This is a genomic window from Paenibacillus xylanexedens, from assembly GCF_001908275.1.
In the GTDB taxonomy this organism is placed as follows: domain Bacteria; phylum Bacillota; class Bacilli; order Paenibacillales; family Paenibacillaceae; genus Paenibacillus; species Paenibacillus xylanexedens_A.
The window spans coordinates 6,885,593-6,904,794 of sequence record NZ_CP018620.1 but is presented as its reverse complement, the minus strand read 5'-3'; the positions used below and the strand labels follow the sequence as shown (position 1 = coordinate 6,904,794).

Sequence of the window (19,202 nt, the reverse complement as noted above, 5' to 3'; positions counted from 1 at the left end):
AAGCAAACCAAGGGAAGCGAGCGACCGAAACCGGAACAAAATGGTTAAGCTACTAAGAGCACACGGAGGATGCCTAGGCGCTAGGAGCCGATGAAGGACGTGGCGAACAACGAAACTGCCTCGGGGAGCTGTAAGCAAGCTTTGATCCGGGGGTGTCCGAATGGGGAAACCCAGCTGGGGTAATTTCCAGTTACTCACAACTGAATACATAGGTTGTGTAGAGGCATACCAGGGGAACTGAAACATCTAAGTACCCTGAGGAAGAGAAAACAATAGTGATTCCGTCAGTAGCGGCGAGCGAACGCGGAGAAGCCCAAACCAGAGAGCTTGCTCTTTGGGGTTGTGGGACGTCTCACATGGAGTTACAAAGGAACCGGTTAAGCGAAGAGGTCTGGAAAGGCCCGCCAAAGAAGGTAAAAGCCCTGTAGTTGAAAGTTGGTTCCCTCCGAGACGGATCCCGAGTAGTGCGGGGCACGTGAAACCCCGTATGAATCCGGCAGGACCATCTGCCAAGGCTAAATACTTCCTAGCGACCGATAGTGAAGCAGTACCGTGAGGGAAAGGTGAAAAGCACCCCGGAAGGGGAGTGAAATAGAACCTGAAACCGTGTGCTTACAAAAAGTCAGAGCCCGTTTTAGGGGTGATGGCGTGCCTTTTGTAGAATGAACCGGCGAGTTACGTTCCCGTGCAAGGTTAAGGTGAAGAGCCGGAGCCGCAGCGAAAGCGAGTCTGAATAGGGCGATATAGTACGTGGACGTAGACCCGAAACCGGGTGATCTACCCCTGTCCAGGGTGAAGGTGCGGTAACACGCACTGGAGGCCCGAACCCACGCATGTTGAAAAATGCGGGGATGAGGTGGGGGTAGCGGAGAAATTCCAATCGAACTCGGAGATAGCTGGTTCTCCCCGAAATAGCTTTAGGGCTAGCCTCGGAAAACAGAGTCGTGGAGGTAGAGCACTGATTGGGTGCGGGGCCCGCAAGGGTTACCAAGCTCAGTCAAACTCCGAATGCCATAGACTTACTTCCGGGAGTCAGACAGTGAGTGCTAAGATCCATTGTCAAAAGGGAAACAGCCCAGACCATCAGCTAAGGTCCCCAAGTGTGTGTTAAGTGGGAAAGGATGTGGAGTTGCACAGACAACCAGGATGTTGGCTTAGAAGCAGCCACCATTGAAAGAGTGCGTAATAGCTCACTGGTCGAGTGACTCTGCGCCGAAAATGTAACGGGGCTAAACACACCACCGAAGCTATGGCTTGATGCTTTGCATCAGGGGTAGGGGAGCGTTGTATAAGGGTTGAAGGTGTACCGTAAGGAGCGCTGGACATTATACAAGTGAGAATGCCGGTATGAGTAACGAAAAGATCAGTGAGAATCTGATCCGCCGAAAGCCTAAGGGTTCCTGAGGAAGGCTCGTCCGCTCAGGGTAAGTCGGGACCTAAGGCGAGGCCGAAAGGCGTAGTCGAAGGACAACAGGTCGAAATTCCTGTACCACCGTAAGCCGTTATGAGCAATGGGGGGACGCAGTAGGGTAGTGACACGGACTGATGGATGTCCGTCTAAGCAGTAAGGCTGATGTGTAGGCAAATCCGCACATTGTAAGGCTGAGCTGTGATGGGGAGCGAAAATTATAGTAGCGAAGGTCATGATCTCACACTGCCAAGAAAAGCCTCTAGCCAGGTGAAGGTGCCCGTACCGCAAACCGACACAGGTAGGCGAGAAGAGTATTCTAAGGCGCGCGGAAGAACTCTCGTTAAGGAACTCGGCAAAATGACCCCGTAACTTCGGGAGAAGGGGTGCCCCGGTAGTGTGAATAGCACGAGGGGGCCGCAGTGAAAAGGCCCAAGCGACTGTTTAGCAAAAACACAGGTCTGTGCGAAGCCGTAAGGCGAAGTATACGGGCTGACGCCTGCCCGGTGCTGGAAGGTTAAGGGGAGTGGTTAGGAGCAATCCGAAGCTGTGAACCGAAGCCCCAGTAAACGGCGGCCGTAACTATAACGGTCCTAAGGTAGCGAAATTCCTTGTCAGGTAAATTCTGACCCGCACGAATGGCGTAACGACTTGGGCGCTGTCTCAACGAGAGATCCGGTGAAATTTTAATACCTGTGAAGATGCAGGTTACCCGCGACAAGACGGAAAGACCCCATGGAGCTTTACTGCAGCTTGATATTGAATTTGGGTACGATCTGTACAGGATAGGTGGGAGCCTTTGAAGTGTGAGCGCCAGCTTGCGTGGAGGCAACGTTGGGATACCACCCTGATCGTATCTAGGTTCTAACCTGGTACCGTAATCCGGTGCGGGGACAGTGTCAGGTGGGCAGTTTGACTGGGGCGGTCGCCTCCTAAAGAGTAACGGAGGCGCCCAAAGGTTCCCTCAGAATGGTTGGAAATCATTCGAAGAGTGCAAAGGCATAAGGGAGCTTGACTGCGAGACCTACAAGTCGAGCAGGGACGAAAGTCGGGCTTAGTGATCCGGTGGTACCGCATGGAAGGGCCATCGCTCAACGGATAAAAGCTACCCTGGGGATAACAGGCTTATCTCCCCCAAGAGTCCACATCGACGGGGAGGTTTGGCACCTCGATGTCGGCTCATCGCATCCTGGGGCTGAAGTAGGTCCCAAGGGTTGGGCTGTTCGCCCATTAAAGCGGTACGCGAGCTGGGTTCAGAACGTCGTGAGACAGTTCGGTCCCTATCTGTCGTGGGCGTAGGAAATTTGAGAGGAGCTGTCCTTAGTACGAGAGGACCGGGATGGACGTACCGCTGGTGTACCAGTTGTTCCGCCAGGAGCACCGCTGGGTAGCTATGTACGGACGGGATAAACGCTGAAAGCATCTAAGCGTGAAGCCCCCCTCAAGATGAGATTTCCCAGTATGTAAGACCCCTTGAAGACGACGAGGTAGATAGGCTGGGGGTGGAAGTGCAGCAATGCATGGAGCTGACCAGTACTAATCGGTCGAGGGCTTATCCAATAGCAAGTTGTAATTCGCATGTTTCGTTTCGAATCTAGTTTTCAGAGAATGATCTCTGAAATGAAAATTGGTACATCACAGAACGTGTGTATGATTTTCAGTTCCATATCTGATTTCAAGAAGCTATGCTTCGACAAATCGCGTTTGGTGGCGATAGCGGAGGGGTTCCACACGTACCCATCCCGAACACGACCGTTAAGCCCTCTAGCGCCGATGGTACTTGGACCGCAGGGTCCTGGGAGAGTAGGACGCCGCCAAGCGAACTCTTTCATCATACATAGAAAACAGGCTCTGCATGTGGACGTTGTACGATGAATTGCATTTGCCCTGCAAATGCATATTATTCCCTGATAGCTCAGTTGGTAGAGCACTCGACTGTTAATCGAGTTGTCACAGGTTCGAGCCCTGTTCGGGGAGCCATTTGCTCTCATAGCTCAGTAGGTAGAGTGCATCCATGGTAAGGATGAGGTCACCGGTTCGATCCCGGTTGAGAGCTTTGGAAATGGGGCCCGTTGGTCAAGGGGTTAAGACACCTCCCTTTCACGGAGGTAACAGGGGTTCGAATCCCCTACGGGTCATATAGTTGGAGGCTTAGCTCAGCTGGGAGAGCATCTGCCTTACAAGCAGAGGGTCGGGGGTTCGATCCCCTCAGCCTCCACCATATTTTTATTGGGGATTAGCCAAGCGGTAAGGCAACGGACTTTGACTCCGTCATGCATAGGTTCAAATCCTATATCCCCAGCCATTTTAGTATGAGTCATTAGCTCAGTTGGTAGAGCACCTGACTTTTAATCAGGGTGTCGAAGGTTCGAGCCCTTCATGACTCACCATCATATGCGCGTGTGGCGGAATTGGCAGACGCACTAGACTTAGGATCTAGCGTCTTTGACGTGGGGGTTCAAGTCCCTCCACGCGCATCCTTTATTTGCGGAAGTGGCTCAGCGGTAGAGCATCGCCTTGCCAAGGCGAGGGTCGCGGGTTCGATTCCCGTCTTCCGCTCCAATATTTTTGCGCCCTTAGCTCAGCTGGATAGAGCGTTTGACTACGAATCAAAAGGCCGGGAGTTCGAATCTCTCAGGGCGCGCCATTATTTTTTTAGTATCGGGATGTAGCTCAGCTTGGTAGAGCACCTGGTTTGGGACCAGGGGGTCGCATGTTCAAATCGTGTCATCCCGATTTTTTTGTTTATGCGGGTGTAGTTCAATGGTAGAACTTTAGCCTTCCAAGCTAATAGCGTGGGTTCGATTCCCATCACCCGCTTACAGGATATAATGAAAGAGCCTTTGCAGATGCAGAGGCTTTTTTATTTTTATTAACGTAAGAATTAGCAGTTATTTTATGTAATATTTTATATATAGTACAGTACAGGTTTATTTAAAAAAGAGCCAAGACCTCCCTATTTTAATAGTAAAGGGGTCTTGGCTCTTCTGTTTACCTCTGTGGATGAGCTTCTTCTAAGACGTAGCAAGCTATTGTATAGTGACGTGAGTACAATTTAACGTTCGTTGTGATCCGTCACTCTTTTACGCATGCCCGCTAATCCAAGCAGTCCCAGTAAACCAAGCCAGCCCCAATCCATGCCATTGTCACGGTTGGTTGTTGTGGCGTTTGCCCGAACACTGTTGGTACGATAATCACCATTGTTGCGGTAGTTTCCATCCATGTTCATATTCATGTTGGAATTAGTGTTTGTGCGGTCCATGTAGTTGGTGTCCTGATAAGACCGGACACGTGAGCCGGTTGTATCCATTCCTTTGGACATATGACCATCAGCAGCAGCAGGGCCAGCCATCGCGGCCACCAGAAGCACGGAAGCAATAATTGTTGTACCTTTCTTCATCATGTGGATTCCTCCTTTTTAGTAAGAGCTACAGATTAATCTGCCCAAGAAGACAAGTACAATATGTAGAAATAGTCTGTTAAGATATACCTTTGAGTCCAATTGAATAACAACATACATAAGAAACTTGCCTAGTAAGCAGACTGTAGTGGGAAGAAAATTATAATTACATCTTTAATTTATTGCGTCACTGTGGTAAAGTATACAAAAGCTTGCTTTGCCGGTCATGTTTCTTTGTATATCATCTGTTCTCAAACAATGAAATTATGCGGTTTAACCTTAATATCAGGTACATGGGATCATATCTAAAAGAACTGTATATTTATGAGTTTTTAAGAATAGGTATGAGACTTTTGATTTATCTAAAGTACGTGAAAAAGGTATCATGCGACAGTATATGACCATTAATTGAAGCAGAACAAGAAAATGAATAAAAAAGCGTGTTTTTGTGCTGTAAATCGGGGATAATCCCCATTTTTTCTAGTAGAAAAATAAAGATTTTCGTACCATTTTATTGTATGATGTTATGAAGGTGTCAAATTTACGTGTACGAATGGAACGATCAGATGGGAGGATAAGCATGACTGAAACTATGGTAACCGCCAGCAAAAGCCAATCCAACAACCTGCTTCGGCGAGACGTGCGGTTCCTGGGCAATATACTCGGAGAAGTTCTTGTCCATCAAGGCGGCACGGAGCTTCTAGATATCGTTGAGAAGATTCGGGAAACGAGCAAATCGTTGCGTGCAGAATTTCTGCCAGAACTCTATGCAGAGTTCAAAACGATGATCCAGGAATTAGACTCGGACAATCGTCACCAGGTTATTCGGGCTTTCGCTATTTATTTTCAATTAGTTAATATTGCTGAACAAAACCATCGGATCCGGCGTAAACGGGATTATGAACGTTCTGCTGGGGACGCTGTGCAGCCAGGATCGATTGAGAAAGCAGTACAGGATCTTAAGGAACGTGGACTGTCTCATACAGAGGTGGAAGAGATTCTCGACGATTTGTCGTTGGAACTCGTTATGACAGCTCACCCAACCGAAGCTATGCGCCGGGTTATTCTGGACATCCATAAACGGATATCCGAAGATGTCATGTCACTTGATAATCCTACGCTGACGTTGCGTGAACGTGAACAGTTGCGTGAGAAGCTGCTGAATGAGGTTATTACACTCTGGCAGACAGATGAACTTCGCGACCGCAAACCGACTGTACTTGATGAAGTGCGGAACGGGATGTATTACTTTCATGAAACGTTGTTCCACGTACTTCCGGATGTATATCAGGAGCTGGAACGCTGCCTGAACAAATTTTATCCTGACCATGACTGGCATGTGCCGACGTATTTGCGGTTCGGTTCCTGGATCGGTGGAGACCGGGATGGAAATCCTTCGGTAACTTCAGATGTAACATGGCAGACGCTGTTGATGCAACGCAAGCTCGCTTTGCGTGAATACCAACGGATTATGATTGAACTTATGGGCCATCTCAGCTTCAGCACAAACATCATTCATGTATCGGATGAGCTGGTGCAGTCGATTGAGCAGGACCGTAATTCTGTTACATTGAAAAAAGTGGATATCTGGCGGAATGAAAAAGAGCCATACCGCATCAAATTGGCTTATATGATTGCCAAGCTGAACAATGTACTGGATGAAAACAAATTAGGTCAGCCTGACCGTTATCATAGTGCACAGGATTTGATTGATGAACTGATGATTATTGATCGAAGTCTGCGCCATCATTTTGCCGATTACGTAGCAGATACGACCATTCGCAAAATGATTCGTCAAGTCGAGTTGTTTGGTTTCCATACCGCAGCATTGGATGTGCGTCAGCACAGTAAGGAACATGAAAATGCGATGTCGGAGATTTTGGCGAAAATGAACATTGTAGAGGATTATGCGCGACTGACTGAAGACGGTAAAATCGATCTGCTTGCTCGTTTGCTGGATGATCCACGTCCGCTTACTTCTCCTTATCACCAATACACGGAGGGAACCAAAGAGTGTCTGGATGTCTTCCGTACCATCAAACGTGCCCAGAACGAATTTGGGGACGGCTGTATCACAAGTTACCTGATCAGTATGACGCAGGGCGCAAGTGATTTGCTGGAGGTTATGGTATTTGCCAAGGAAGTGGGCTTATTCACCAAAGGACACAACGGAGACGTTGTATCTACACTTCAAGCGGTACCACTGTTTGAAACGATTGATGATCTACATGCGGCTTCGGACATTATGCAGAAGCTGTTCAACCTTCCTGTATACCGCGCAAGCGTAAAAGGACGGAATGAACTGCATGAAATCATGCTTGGTTATTCAGACAGTAACAAGGATGGCGGGGTGGTTACTGCCAACTGGGAACTGCGCGTAGCGATGAATGCCATCACGGCTGTAGGTAATGAACACGGCGTTAAGTTGAAGTTCTTCCATGGACGTGGCGGGGCTCTTGGACGTGGCGGGATGCCACTTAACCGCAGTATTCTTGCTCAACCACCACATACGATTGGTGGTGGCATCAAGATTACGGAGCAGGGAGAGGTTATTTCTTCCCGTTATTCCCTCCAGGGGATTGCATACCGCAGTCTGGAGCAGGCAACTTCGGCTCTAATCACAGCAGCACTCAATGGGCTTGAGCCGCAAGAGTCAGCATCCGAACGTCATTGGGACAGCATCATCAAAGAGATTTCGGAAGTATCTCTGACGAAATATCAGGATCTGATTTTCCGTGATCCAGACTTCTTCACCTTCTTTAAAGAATCAACGCCGCTTCCGGAGGTTGGTGAGCTGAACATTGGTTCCCGTCCATCCAAGCGTAAAAATAGTGATAAGTTTGAAGATCTGAGAGCGATCCCTTGGGTATTCGCCTGGACCCAAAGTCGTTATCTGCTTCCGGCATGGTATGCGGCAGGAACAGGATTGCAAAGTTACTATCAGGATAAAGAGGAAAATCTGGTTGTCCTGAAAGAAATGTATGCAAGCTTCCCATTCTTCCGTACATTAATTGATACGGTACAGATGGCCGTAGCCAAGGCAGATCTGGTCATTGCCAAAGAATATTCAGCCATGACTTCGAACAAGGAAGCCCGTGATCGCATCTACGGTCAGATCGAAGCCGAATTCAAGCTCACAAAAGAGCTGATTCTGAAAATTACCGGAGAAGCTGAAATTCTGGATGATGTACCGGTTATTCAAGAGTCCATTCGCCTTCGTAACCCTTATGTAGATCCGTTGTCCTACATGCAAGTTCAACTTCTGAGCGAGCTCAGAGATATGCGTGAACGTGGTGAGGATGATACGGAACTGCTCAGAGAAGTGTTGCTGACAATCAATGGCATCGCTGCAGGACTGCGTAACACAGGTTGATGATTGAACTGCTGCATTTGAATAATTATATGTAACAAAGTACCCATTACTTTGTTGAATAAAAGCTCCATTCTCTGCTCTACGGAGTGAGAGATGAAACGGGACTCCTGCGGGAGTTCCCGTTTTTACTGTTTTTGGCGGATATTTGTCATACAGTCTTGATTTTTGACCAAAGTTGATTTACGATTTGATTGGTGAATTACAAGTGTGGACGGGTATCAGAAGACGGAAGACCCATCAGCATGTCTGGGGGAATAAGGGTGGACAATTTGGAGAACAGGCTTATTAAACTGGTGCTCAAGGGCGACCAGAGAGCCTTTGCAGAAATCGTTGAACTATATAAGGACAAGCTATTTCATTTGGCATACCGGATGCTGAACAATCGTCATGAAGCTGAAGACGTTGTGCAGGAGACGTTTTTGCGTGTGTTTCGTAATATGGAGAAGTACGATCCGAACCAGAAGTTCTCAACCTGGATCTACCGGATCGCAACGAATCTGTGTATTGACCGACTGCGCAGAAAGAAACCTTCATACTCATTGGATGCTGAACTGAATGATCAGGAAGGATCTGATGGTTATGCGATGCTCCCGAGTGATGATCGTACACCGGAGAGTGAAGCTCTCCTGTCAGAAACGCAGACACTCATTCGTGAGGCCATTGACAGTTTGCCAGCCAAGTATAAGTCCGTTATGATTCTGAGATATTTACAGGACTTGTCGCTACAGGAAATCAGTGATGTGACAGGTATGCCCGTAACAACGATCAAGACACGCGTTCATCGGGGCCGTGATTTTCTACGTAAAAAATTGGAGTATAAGTTATAAATGTTAAGCGCCTTTAAATATGGGCGAAATTATTTGAAACATATCCGAAACGGATGCGTATGTAATGTATGCAAGTCTTATGCGTGCTTTTTAATGGCACATGGACTAAGTGATTTAAGAAAGGATTGGCTCTCATATGGATTGCAACTCGGCCGTCTCTTTAATGCATGAATGTTTGGATGAGTCGTTGTCCCCGGCCCAGAAGGTTGAACTGAAAAGTCACCTTGTGATCTGTCCGGATTGTCGCATGCGCTTTAAAGAGTTGGAACAGACGGAAATGTTACTCTTTGCCATGAAACACTATTCACCGTCTGCCTCTGATGAGCTGACCAATCGAATTATGAATGCTCTGCCCCAGCCCAAGAGACAGCAAGCATGGCTCAAATGGGTCAAAGGACATCCCGCGCTGACGGCGGCAGCCTTCTTTTTGGTCGTGATGCTCTTTAGCGCCTTGAATTTCTGGAATCAGAATAACGAAATGGTTGTTAAGGGAAATAATCTGGACCAGATCGTGATTCAGGGTAACACGGTTATTGTTCCTGAAGGTAAGTCAATTGCTGGCGATCTTACGATAGAAAATGGAACCGCACAAGTATATGGTGATGTGAACGGCAATCTGACGGTTATCGACGGACAACTGTTTCAGGCTTCAACGGCGCATATTTCAGGTCAGGTGAAAAGTATTGATCAGGCGCTGGACTGGTTCTGGTACAAAATAACCAATATGGTAAATGAAGTGGCTTATCGCTAGAACAGGGTAAAATTCTTCAATGGTATATACCAAGCAGGGTACCTCCAGATTGCATGGGGTACTCTTTTTTTATACGCAAACTTTGTAATTCATGGTAAATGTGATGTTTATGTGCAGTTTGAGACTGCCGTAACTTGCAACCTGAACGTTAACGTTATAACCTAGATACTAAAGAGAACATACTACTACATATAGATAAGCATTTTGCACAAATCAAATAATGCAAAAATGCGGAGACAAAGGATTATATAAAATCCTAATGGGTTAATATGAGATCAGGGTTTACTCATCAATGGGGATAGCGGGGGCTGGCTTATGAATTATTTTGCTGACTTAACGTGGACAGAGTCCATTAAGGACGTTATCGATATATTGATCGTTACCTATATTATGTACAAACTGATTTTGCTTGTGCGGGGGACACGTGCGGTTCAGCTCCTAAAAGGGATTCTGTTCCTTGTGCTGATCTGGGCATTAAGTACGTGGCTAAACTTGTATACGCTCAAATGGTTAATGAACCAGATGTTTACGTTTGGTGTCGTTGCGGTCTTCATTATCTTTCAGCCGGAACTACGTCGTGGTCTGGAGCAATTGGGACGCGGTAAGCTGTTTGGACGTTCAGCGGCAGCGAGTGATGAAGAACTAACCGTGTTAATTGGTGAGATTATTAAGTCAGTTAATTATTTGTCACGGCGTAAAATTGGCGCTTTGGTCGTATTTGAACGTGAAACAGGTCTGAACGATTACACGGAATCGGGCATTAAGATGCACTCTCTGGTCAGCTCGGAGCTGATGATTAACATCTTTATTCCAAATACACCGCTCCATGATGGAGCCGTTATTATACAAGGAAAACAGATTTCGGCGGCAGCTTGTTATTTGCCATTATCAGAGAATCCTTTTATCAGTAAGGAATTGGGAACACGTCACCGTGCAGCAATCGGAATTACCGAAGTTGCAGATGCGATCTGTTTGGTTGTCTCCGAGGAGACAGGACAAGTGTCACTGGCAATGAATGGACAGGTCGTTCGTGATATTAAGGAAGAATCGCTGATTGCCAAACTGTATGAGGAGTTGCGCCCAACATCCAATCTGAAAAAGAATGGCTGGACAACCTTCTGGAAACGGAAGGGAGGACGTAACAATGGATAAGTGGTTTAACAATAATAACTTTGCCAAAATACTTGCGCTTGCGGTGAGCCTGCTGCTCTGGTTCATGATTCATCTGGATGAAGTACCAACCACCCCTACGATTACAACAGGGACAACCAACAAGGTTGTGGAACGTACGGTGCCTGTTCAACCTTATGGATTAGACAGCAACAGCTATGTGCTTACTTCATTAAGTACGGATGAGGTCCGGCTGGAGATCAAAGGGCAGCGCTCGATGCTAACATCGATTTTTACGAATGACGATTACAAGGTACTGGTTGATCTGAGTCAGGTGAAAGATGGGTCCAATACACTGCCACTTGTACCTGATTTGCCTTCCGGGGTAGAAGTGGTCAGCATGGAACCTTCCATGGTTACGGTGAACGTAGAAAAATTGGGCACCAAATCCTTCAATGTGAATATTGTACCCGAAGGGGAACCATCCGCCGGATACAGCGCTGGAACGCCCGTAACTGAACCTTCGACGCCGGTTAAGGTAACTCTGCCCGAAGGGCAACTCGAGGCTGTAGCGAAGGTCCAGGGCAGTGTGAGCGTGAAAGATGCCAAGGAAGATGTCATACAGAAAAAAGTGAAACTTCAAGCCTACGATGCTGAAGGTAAGGTCCTTGAAAATGCGATTATAACGCCTCAAACGGTTGAAGCCCGAGTTCCGGTCAATCAGCCCTATACATCTGTACCCTTAAGAATCAAATATTCGGGACAGCTTCCGGAAGGCCTGGTACTCTCCACGGTAGAGCCAAACGTGAAAGAAGTCTCGGTTTATGGATCAGAGGATGCGCTTGCAGGTATACAGTCCTACGACCAAGTAACCCTTGATCTTACACAGTTTGATCAGTCGGGTACATCGACAGTTAACGTGGACTTGACGCCGCCTTCCGGTTTTGAGAAAATCGAGCCTAGTTCGATTCAGATCAAGGTAACCATATCACCATTTGACGAGGCAGAGGAGACAACCAAAGTCTTTCCGAACGTCCCCATCACACTTACCGGTGCGGGGAATGGACTGGAAGGGACGCTGGTTACGCCTCGAAGCGGCGGTCTGAACCTCACACTTACAGGCTCAGCAAGTATGCTTGAGGGTCTGAGTAGTGATGATCTCACGTTAACTGGGGATCTTGCTGGACTTGCGGTCGGAACGCATGAGATCAAGCTTGAAGCCGACCTGCCCCGTTATGCCAAACTGGATGAATCATCCACTGCATTGAGTGCGACGGTCAAAATTAGCGAAAAGGCTGAAGATACTACGACCACTCCTGGCGAAGAACCGACGGACGAGGGAACGGTAGCACCTGACCCAACACCAGCAGAGGTTGAAAATGGGGAAACAGAGCCTGTTCCTGATGAAGGAGAAACGGAATCGAATACGGATACTCAGGATCAGGGTCAACAGGGGAGCACAAGCAGTCGAGGTAATTTAAATAATAATAACAGCAGTACTGGCAGTAAAAGTGGCGCGAATCCGTAAACGTTCTAATTTTAAAATTCTCAAAAAAATAATAATAGTGCTCGTATATGATGCGAATAGAAGGAGTTAAATCATGGGGAAATATTTTGGTACAGATGGTGTAAGAGGGGTTGCCAATAAAGAGTTAACGGCAGAGCTGGCTTACAGCATTGGACGTTGTGGTGGTTACGTGCTTGCAGGTGGTGTGGAAAGACCAAAAGTGGTTATCGGCATGGATACTCGTATCTCGGGATTGATGTTGGAATCCGCACTGGTTGCAGGTCTGTTGTCCATTGGCGCTGATGTGATCCGTCTGGGCGTTGTATCCACTCCGGGAGTGGCGTATATTGCACGTTTGTTGAAAGCTGACGCGGGCGTGATGATCTCGGCTTCCCACAATCCAGTTGAGGATAACGGAATCAAGTTCTTTGGTGGAGATGGCTTCAAGCTGTCTGATGAAACAGAGAACCGGATTGAAGAACTGATGGATGCGGAGACAGATCAATTGCCACGGCCAGTTGGTGGCGGGCTGGGTACTGTAACGACAGATGAAGAATCCCGTTATCGTTACCTCGACTTCCTGAAAACAACAGTAAATGAGTCTTTTTCTGGACTTAAAATTGTTTTGGACTGTGCAAACGGAGCAGCTTATGAGCTGGCACCGAAATTGTTCAGTGAACTTGGTGCAGAAGTCATTGCCATTGGCGCAGAGCCTAACGGTCTGAATATCAATGAGCAATGTGGATCAACTCATCCAGAGAACCTGAAACAAGAAGTGCTCAAACATAAAGCGGATCTGGGCCTTGCTTTTGACGGGGATGCGGATCGTCTGATTGCTATTGATGAGACAGGCGCTGAGGTGGATGGAGACTTCATTCTGTGTATCTGTGGTGATGCGATGAATCGTGCAGGCAAGTTGAAGGACAGTACTGTTGTATCGACTGTTATGAGTAACATCGGATTCTACAAAGCAACGGAGAAACTTGCACTGAAAACAGCTAAAACGGCAGTAGGTGATCGTTATGTGATGGAGGAAATGCGTCGCGGCGGTTACAACTTGGGTGGAGAACAATCTGGCCATGTTATTTTCCTGGATTACAATACAACTGGAGACGGTATGCTGACTGCGATTCAACTCGTGGATACGCTCAAGGCTTCCGGTAAAAAACTGAGTGAACTAAAAGCGCTCATGACCCAGTACCCACAAGTATTGGTGAATGTGCGTGTTGAAGATAAGAGCAAATACGAGGGCAATGCTGCAATCGGGCAAGCTATTGCTACAGTAGAACAACAACTCGGGGATAATGGACGTGTACTCGTTCGTGCTTCAGGTACTGAATCTCTGATCCGTGTTATGGCGGAAGGACCAGATAAAGACGAACTTGAACAATTTGTGTCTCAAATCGCAGATGTAGTGCAAAAAGAACTGGTATAGGACTGGAAGATGTAAGAGATACCTTCTGCATATACTTTTCTTAAGGGAATTGTTGTGTAGAACGAGGCTTAATATAACATGATTTAGGACTTTATGTATGGATATTCCTGCGTCCCGGCCTGATGAGACCATAGTTCCGTTTATCCGGTCGGGATTGTAGGTAAATATGCTAAAATTGTCACAGGTACTTTGCTCCATTGCAAAATGGACCTGACGTGCATATAATGAGTGGAGTCGTCATTCAGACACAGAAAGTGAGGAACGTAAGGTTACAGTTATACAAGCGCCAGAGCTTGGAGTTGCGCGGGATGATGTTGATCAGGATTTCTTCTAGGTTGAAGAACGGCTGATTAAGATCAACGGCAATCAAGCTGACGAGGTGGAGGTGTTCGGATTGTTCGGCGGGGACCTCCCGGTGAAGCACCAGAGCCGTAAACCGGATTGCGGAAAATGGATAGGTGACTGTCCACACAACGCGCCGGTGCAGGTGCAAGAGTTAAACTAAAATTCAAATGAATGTGCGTGAAGAGCGTAAACAGTACGCGGACGGGAAAATGATGTACATTCATGATTGCATTCATAACAGCTTATGATGACAGCGGGGCGACACGAGGTCGCTCTGATCATTGATAATTGAATAAGTACCAAGTATTCATGAAACGCTAGGCAATCACTCATTTTTCCGATGTGCCGCCTCTGCCTGTTTCTCTTCGTGACACAGTATTCATATACAAACGGAGGAAATAAATTATGTGCGGTATTGTTGGATATATTGGTAATAAGAACACTCAGTCGGTATTGGTCGAAGGATTGAAGAAACTCGAGTATCGTGGTTATGATTCTGCAGGTATCGCAGTATTCACACCGGAAGGTCTGCAAATCACGAAAGCTCTTGGTCGTCTTGCGAACCTTGAAGCCAAGCTGGATGGTGCACCACTGGTAGGTAATGCCGGAATCGGACACACACGTTGGGCAACTCATGGTAAACCATCGGATGAGAACTCTCATCCACACACGGATGGAAGCCAGAAGTTCTCTGTTGTGCATAACGGTATTATTGAGAACTACCTGGACCTGAAGGATGAATTGATGGCTCAAGGTCACACGTTCACTTCCGAGACAGATACTGAGGTTATCTCTCACCTGATCGCACGTGAATACAATGGTGATATCGTCAAAACAGTACAAAAAGTGATCACGTTGTTGCGTGGCGCATTTGCACTGGGTGTATTGACAGAGCATGAGCCTGAGAAACTCGTAGCTGTGCGTCAAGCAAGCCCATTGATTATTGGTATTGGTGAAGGCGAGAACTTCATTGGTTCCGACATCCCAGCAATTCTGGAACATACACGTAACGTGTACATTCTGAATGATGGTGAAATGGCTGTATTGACACATGATGCTGTCGAATTGATGACGATTGAAGGCAACTTTATTTCTCGGGAAATGATTCGTGTCGATTGGGATGCTGTAACCGCAGAAAAAGGCGGATTTGAGCACTTCATGCTGAAAGAAATTCATGAGCAACCAAAAGCATATCGTGATACTATGCTGGGTCGCATCGATAATGAAGGCAAAAAAGTTCAACTTCCTGAGTTGAAAATGACTGAAGAACAAATTAAAAATATCCGTAACGTTCAAATCATTGCATGTGGTACAGCGTACCATGCAGGTCTGGTTGGACGTACAGTGATTGAGCAATTGGTACGTATTCCGGTTGAAACAGATGTGGCTTCCGAGTACCGTTACCGTTCCCCAATCGTGCACAAAGATACACTTGTAATCGTAGTGAGCCAATCCGGTGAAACTGCCGATACGCTTGCTGCATTGCGTGAAGCACAATCCAATGGTGCACATGTACTGGCAATCACAAACGTAGTGGGCAGCTCGATTGCACGTGATGCAGATGATGTTATCGCAACATTGGCAGGTCCTGAAATTGCAGTAGCTTCTACCAAAGCGTATACTTCGCAATTGATCGCGTTCAACTTGCTGGGTCTGTACCTTGCACAAGTTCGTGGTACTCAATCTGCAGAAGAGATTGAACACACGCTGGCAGCGATGCAAGCATTGCCTGAGCAAGTGGAATCCATGTTGGAGCAAGCGGAAGCAATCAAAGGATATGCAGAGCAAATCTCCAAACATGAACATCTCTTCTTCATTGGCCGTGGTCTTGACTATGCAGTAGCTCAAGAAGGATCTTTGAAGCTGAAAGAGATCTCTTATATTCACTCCGAGGCGTATGCTGCGGGTGAGTTGAAACATGGTACGCTTGCATTGATCGAAGACGGTATCCCTGTTATTGCCTTGGCAACGCAGGAAAACGTACTTGAGAAAACAGTGAGCAACATTAAGGAAGTAAAAGCACGTGGCGCAGATGTATTGGCAATTACGTATGAAGAGCACGTAGCACCATTGCTGAAATCCGTAGACCAAGCGTTTGCAATTCCTAAGACGCTGCCACTCTTGAGCCCGGCCCTGTCTGTAGTTGCACTGCAATTGCTGGCATACTATGCTTCCCTGGCACTGGGTCATGATGTGGATAAACCACGTAACCTTGCGAAAAGTGTAACGGTTGAGTAAGGTATTCTGTACAAATTAGTTTATTGTCTAGTGATAAATAAGTGTAGAACCATTAACAAAAGTATGGAACTACACGAACTATTATCCAATGACATGGATAACGGGTTAATCAATAGATTCAGTAAACTAATACAGTATGAACAAAATAATGGTCCTGATGACTCTAAGTCATCAGGACTTTTTTGATGTTTCAGTAGGGTGGTTCTAAATATTAGAACCACCTTATTTGTGTTTTTGCATTGTAAATTGCGGTCATTCATTGAACGAAAATCCACCAGATTATAAAGTACCTTAGGATGAGTACCTTTTTGTAATTCTCACATTTGAAATATTCTTCGAGCACGAATGTAATCAACTTCTTAAAGAGAGTCATTAACATTCGCAACTCGTAAGTGCAAATATATCCCCAAGAAGGATGCGGATCGGGCATAAAAGATCATTTGAATGGTAAAGGAAGATGACTGAACGTGACTGGTGCATCTTTCAGCAACTCACAAAATGGTATGGCAAGAAGCAACAATGCGCTATGAAGAAGCTTATTACACGAAGTGAAATCATTGTCCGTTCAACTTGGATTCAGAACGCTATTGTAATCTGCATGTAAATGAGTGAAGGACATTGGAAAGCGTATAAGGGCAAACCTCACGTACGGTTTGATGAAGAGGAGCAGAATATATTTACCCTTTACTCTAACAGAGGCGCAGAGAAGAAGGCGTGATACAAAACGATGTCGGCTACCATCCGTGCGGACGCTGTGGCCAGTTTCCAGCCAGGCTTTCAGAAATTGGTCAGGTAATCATGTTAAGTTATTACAAAGTGCAAGGAATCGGAGCACCGGCAAAGAATATTTAAAGGGAATATATACCAAATTTACCTGTTAAATGACTGAATGTCAACACTCGTCGAATTCCTTGATTGATGTCAAATCATGCCCAAGGTTTCTTCTCCATTCACTATTTTTAACGAAAAATGTTAACATATAATGTTTTATGAACCAAATTTAACAATATAATGACTATATTTAACAAAAATTTCACTATACATTCTTGTAAATTTTGATATAATTCAACCTAGGTCTTATTCCCTATTATTCTAATAAATGGAATTGTAGGGTTTTTTATACCCATCCAAGCTGTGTGCGAGAGACCAGTATACTGGCTTACCAACAAGCCGGCATGTGGGGACCAACAATTGTGGAAAATGACAGCCTAGAATATGTTGCTCCATGACGTCAGAAGGTTTAGAAAGGAAGGTTCAGAAAGATGGAGCCAACCTTATCCCAATTCCGATGGAGGATGAAGCGAGTGAGCATTTTTGAAAAGCTGGAATCTAACGTAAGATCTTACTGCAGAAGCTTTCCGGTGGTATTCGACCGGGCCAAGGGAGACCTTTTATATTCTGAGGACGGAAGAGCATATATTGATTTCTTTGCAGGTGCCGGGGCACTCAATTACGGCCATAACAACGATTATATTAAGGACCGGGTTCTCGATTACTTGACCTCCGACCGGATTATGCACGGTCTGGATATGTATACAATGGCCAAGCGTGAATTCATCCAGAGCTTCTCCGAGCGGATCCTGGAGCCGAAGAAGCTGAATTACAAGCTTCAATTCTGCGGTCCAACAGGGACGAATGCGGTGGAAGCGGCCCTGAAGCTCGCACGCAAGGCGAAGAAGAGAAGTGGAATATTCGCATTCATGGGTGGCTTCCACGGCATGTCGCTCGGCAGTCTGTCGGCGACAAGCTCCAAGTCCATGAGAGAAGGGGCGGGGCTTCCTCTGGACGGAGTTACGTTCATGCCTCACCCGAGCGGGGCTTTCGCAGAAATGGATACGCTCGGTTATATCGAGAATATCCTGACTGATTCGCACTCCGGAATCGACAAGCCGGCCGCGATCCTGCTTGAAACGGTACAAGCCGAAGGCGGAATTCACGTTGTCGACGCGCAGTGGCTACGTGAGCTGCAGCAGCTTTGCCGCAGGCACGATATTCTGCTCATTACAGACGAGATTCAAGTAGGATGCGGCCGGACAGGCGAATTCTTCTCCTTCGAACGTGCGGGGATCGAGCCGGATCTCATTACCCTGTCGAAGTCGATCAGCGGGTACGGCCTGCCAATGTCCCTCCTGCTGCTGAAGCCCGAACTGGATATCTGGACGCCGGGCGAGCACAACGGCACCTTCCGCGGCAACCAGCTGGCTTTTGTAGCCGCGAAGGCTGCTCTCGAGTTCCGGGACAGAACCGAACTGGAAGCTCAGGTGAAGCAGAAGGAAGAATATGTGCGCTCGTTCCTTGATCAAGAAATCAAGCCTCTGCATCCGTCCATCGCCATCCGCGGACTCGGCCTGATCTGGGGCATTGACGTCTCGGGGTTCATGGATGAAGCCGGGGCGAAGCGGGTGACGGATATCAGCTTCGAGAACGGGCTCATCATTGAAAGAGCCGGCAGAGGAGACTGTGTGTTGAAGATCATGCCTCCGCTGACCGTCTCGATGGAGCATCTGGCCGCCGGCTGCGACATTATCAAGTCCAGTATGCAGCGGGTAATCTCTCAGGAGACCAAGGATTTGCTAGTAACGACCTAGGCTTGGCCAAGCCGATGGCCGCCCCCGGCAAGAGGCATGAAAGTGCCTTCCGGAGGGCGTGCGGACTTGATGTTAAGGTAGCGCTTTCAACTAAGTGGAAGACTTTCTCCTTATGCTCCTGCGGTAACGTCAATCAGCATGGAATTCTCCGCAATCCAAGGGCAGTCCCGTTCATGCTATACGGAGCATTCCTTGAGTCTCATGCAGTGCCCTCGTTAAA

9 protein-coding genes, 11 tRNA genes and 2 rRNA genes are annotated in these 19,202 nt (G+C 47.0%); 21 read left to right on the top strand and 1 reads right to left on the bottom strand.

Translation table 11 applies throughout. The annotated features are described in order from the left end of the window. Nucleotides 1–42 precede the first annotated feature (42 nt). The 13 genes from BS614_RS30050 (at nt 43) to BS614_RS29990 (ending at nt 4,228) form a co-directional block, all read left to right on the top strand. A 23S ribosomal RNA gene (locus BS614_RS30050) occupies nt 43–2,968 on the top strand. Nucleotides 2,969–3,111: 143 nt separating this feature from the next. Then, nucleotides 3,112–3,228: ribosomal RNA gene (rrf, locus tag BS614_RS30045) — 5S ribosomal RNA — on the top strand. 84 nt (nt 3,229–3,312) lie between these two features. Beyond that, a tRNA-Asn gene (locus BS614_RS30040) sits at nt 3,313–3,388 on the top strand. Between the two features lie 3 nt (nt 3,389–3,391). After that, a tRNA-Thr gene (locus BS614_RS30035) sits at nt 3,392–3,464 on the top strand. Nucleotides 3,465–3,474: 10 nt separating this feature from the next. Continuing rightward, nucleotides 3,475–3,546, top strand: a tRNA-Glu gene (locus BS614_RS30030). Between the two features lie 7 nt (nt 3,547–3,553). Beyond that, nucleotides 3,554–3,629 (top strand) — tRNA-Val (locus BS614_RS30025). Between the two features lie 9 nt (nt 3,630–3,638). Then, nucleotides 3,639–3,713, top strand: a tRNA-Gln gene (locus BS614_RS30020). A gap of 9 nt (nt 3,714–3,722) precedes the next feature. Beyond that, nucleotides 3,723–3,798, top strand: a tRNA-Lys gene (locus tag BS614_RS30015). Nucleotides 3,799–3,804: 6 nt separating this feature from the next. Then, nucleotides 3,805–3,885 (top strand) — tRNA-Leu (locus tag BS614_RS30010). A 10-nt stretch (nt 3,886–3,895) separates the two neighbouring features. Further along, nucleotides 3,896–3,970: transfer RNA gene (locus tag BS614_RS30005), tRNA-Gly, on the top strand. 8 nt (nt 3,971–3,978) lie between these two features. Further along, nucleotides 3,979–4,055: transfer RNA gene (locus tag BS614_RS30000), tRNA-Arg, on the top strand. Between the two features lie 15 nt (nt 4,056–4,070). Continuing rightward, nucleotides 4,071–4,144, top strand: a tRNA-Pro gene (locus tag BS614_RS29995). A gap of 13 nt (nt 4,145–4,157) precedes the next feature. After that, a tRNA-Gly gene (locus BS614_RS29990) sits at nt 4,158–4,228 on the top strand. 235 nt (nt 4,229–4,463) lie between these two features. Here the strand turns inward: BS614_RS29990 and BS614_RS29985 are convergent. Further along, nucleotides 4,464–4,811 carry a WGxxGxxG family protein gene (locus BS614_RS29985; protein WP_074096556.1) on the bottom strand — a complete coding sequence of 116 codons (348 nt, stop codon included), beginning with the start codon at nt 4,809–4,811 and terminating at the stop codon, nt 4,464–4,466. Between the two features lie 577 nt (nt 4,812–5,388). Here BS614_RS29985 and ppc point away from each other — a divergent pair. The 8 genes from ppc (at nt 5,389) to ectB (ending at nt 18,982) form a co-directional block, all read left to right on the top strand. After that, nucleotides 5,389–8,181, top strand: a complete 2,793-nt coding sequence (gene ppc, locus BS614_RS29980; RefSeq protein WP_074096555.1) for a phosphoenolpyruvate carboxylase — start codon at nt 5,389–5,391, stop codon at nt 8,179–8,181. A 260-nt stretch (nt 8,182–8,441) separates the two neighbouring features. Next, the gene (gene sigW, locus BS614_RS29975; RefSeq protein WP_036614044.1) at nt 8,442–9,008 is read left to right on the top strand and encodes an RNA polymerase sigma factor SigW; all 567 of its coding nucleotides are present in this window, start codon (nt 8,442–8,444) and stop codon (nt 9,006–9,008) included. A gap of 136 nt (nt 9,009–9,144) precedes the next feature. Then, nucleotides 9,145–9,759, top strand: coding sequence for a zf-HC2 domain-containing protein (locus BS614_RS29970; protein ID WP_036614042.1), 615 nt, complete (start codon nt 9,145–9,147; stop codon nt 9,757–9,759). A 315-nt stretch (nt 9,760–10,074) separates the two neighbouring features. Next, nucleotides 10,075–10,911 carry a diadenylate cyclase CdaA gene (cdaA, locus tag BS614_RS29965; RefSeq protein WP_017692119.1) on the top strand — a complete coding sequence of 279 codons (837 nt, stop codon included), beginning with the start codon at nt 10,075–10,077 and terminating at the stop codon, nt 10,909–10,911. Next, entirely contained in the window at nt 10,904–12,397 is a 1,494-nt protein-coding gene (locus BS614_RS29960) for a CdaR family protein (protein WP_074096554.1), read from the top strand. Before cdaA ends, BS614_RS29960 begins: the two co-directional genes overlap by 8 nt. Nucleotides 12,398–12,470: 73 nt before the next feature. Continuing rightward, on the top strand, nt 12,471–13,811 hold the full coding sequence (gene glmM, locus BS614_RS29955) for a phosphoglucosamine mutase (RefSeq protein ID WP_074096553.1): 1,341 nt from the start codon (nt 12,471–12,473) through the stop codon (nt 13,809–13,811). 750 nt (nt 13,812–14,561) lie between these two features. Further along, a complete protein-coding gene (gene glmS / locus BS614_RS29950; RefSeq protein ID WP_036668148.1) occupies nt 14,562–16,394 on the top strand; it encodes a glutamine--fructose-6-phosphate transaminase (isomerizing) in 1,833 nt (610 codons plus the stop codon). A gap of 1,304 nt (nt 16,395–17,698) precedes the next feature. Then, nucleotides 17,699–18,982 carry a diaminobutyrate--2-oxoglutarate transaminase gene (ectB, locus tag BS614_RS29940; RefSeq protein ID WP_047841662.1) on the top strand — a complete coding sequence of 428 codons (1,284 nt, stop codon included), beginning with the start codon at nt 17,699–17,701 and terminating at the stop codon, nt 18,980–18,982. The last annotated feature ends 220 nt before the right edge of the window (nt 18,983–19,202 follow it).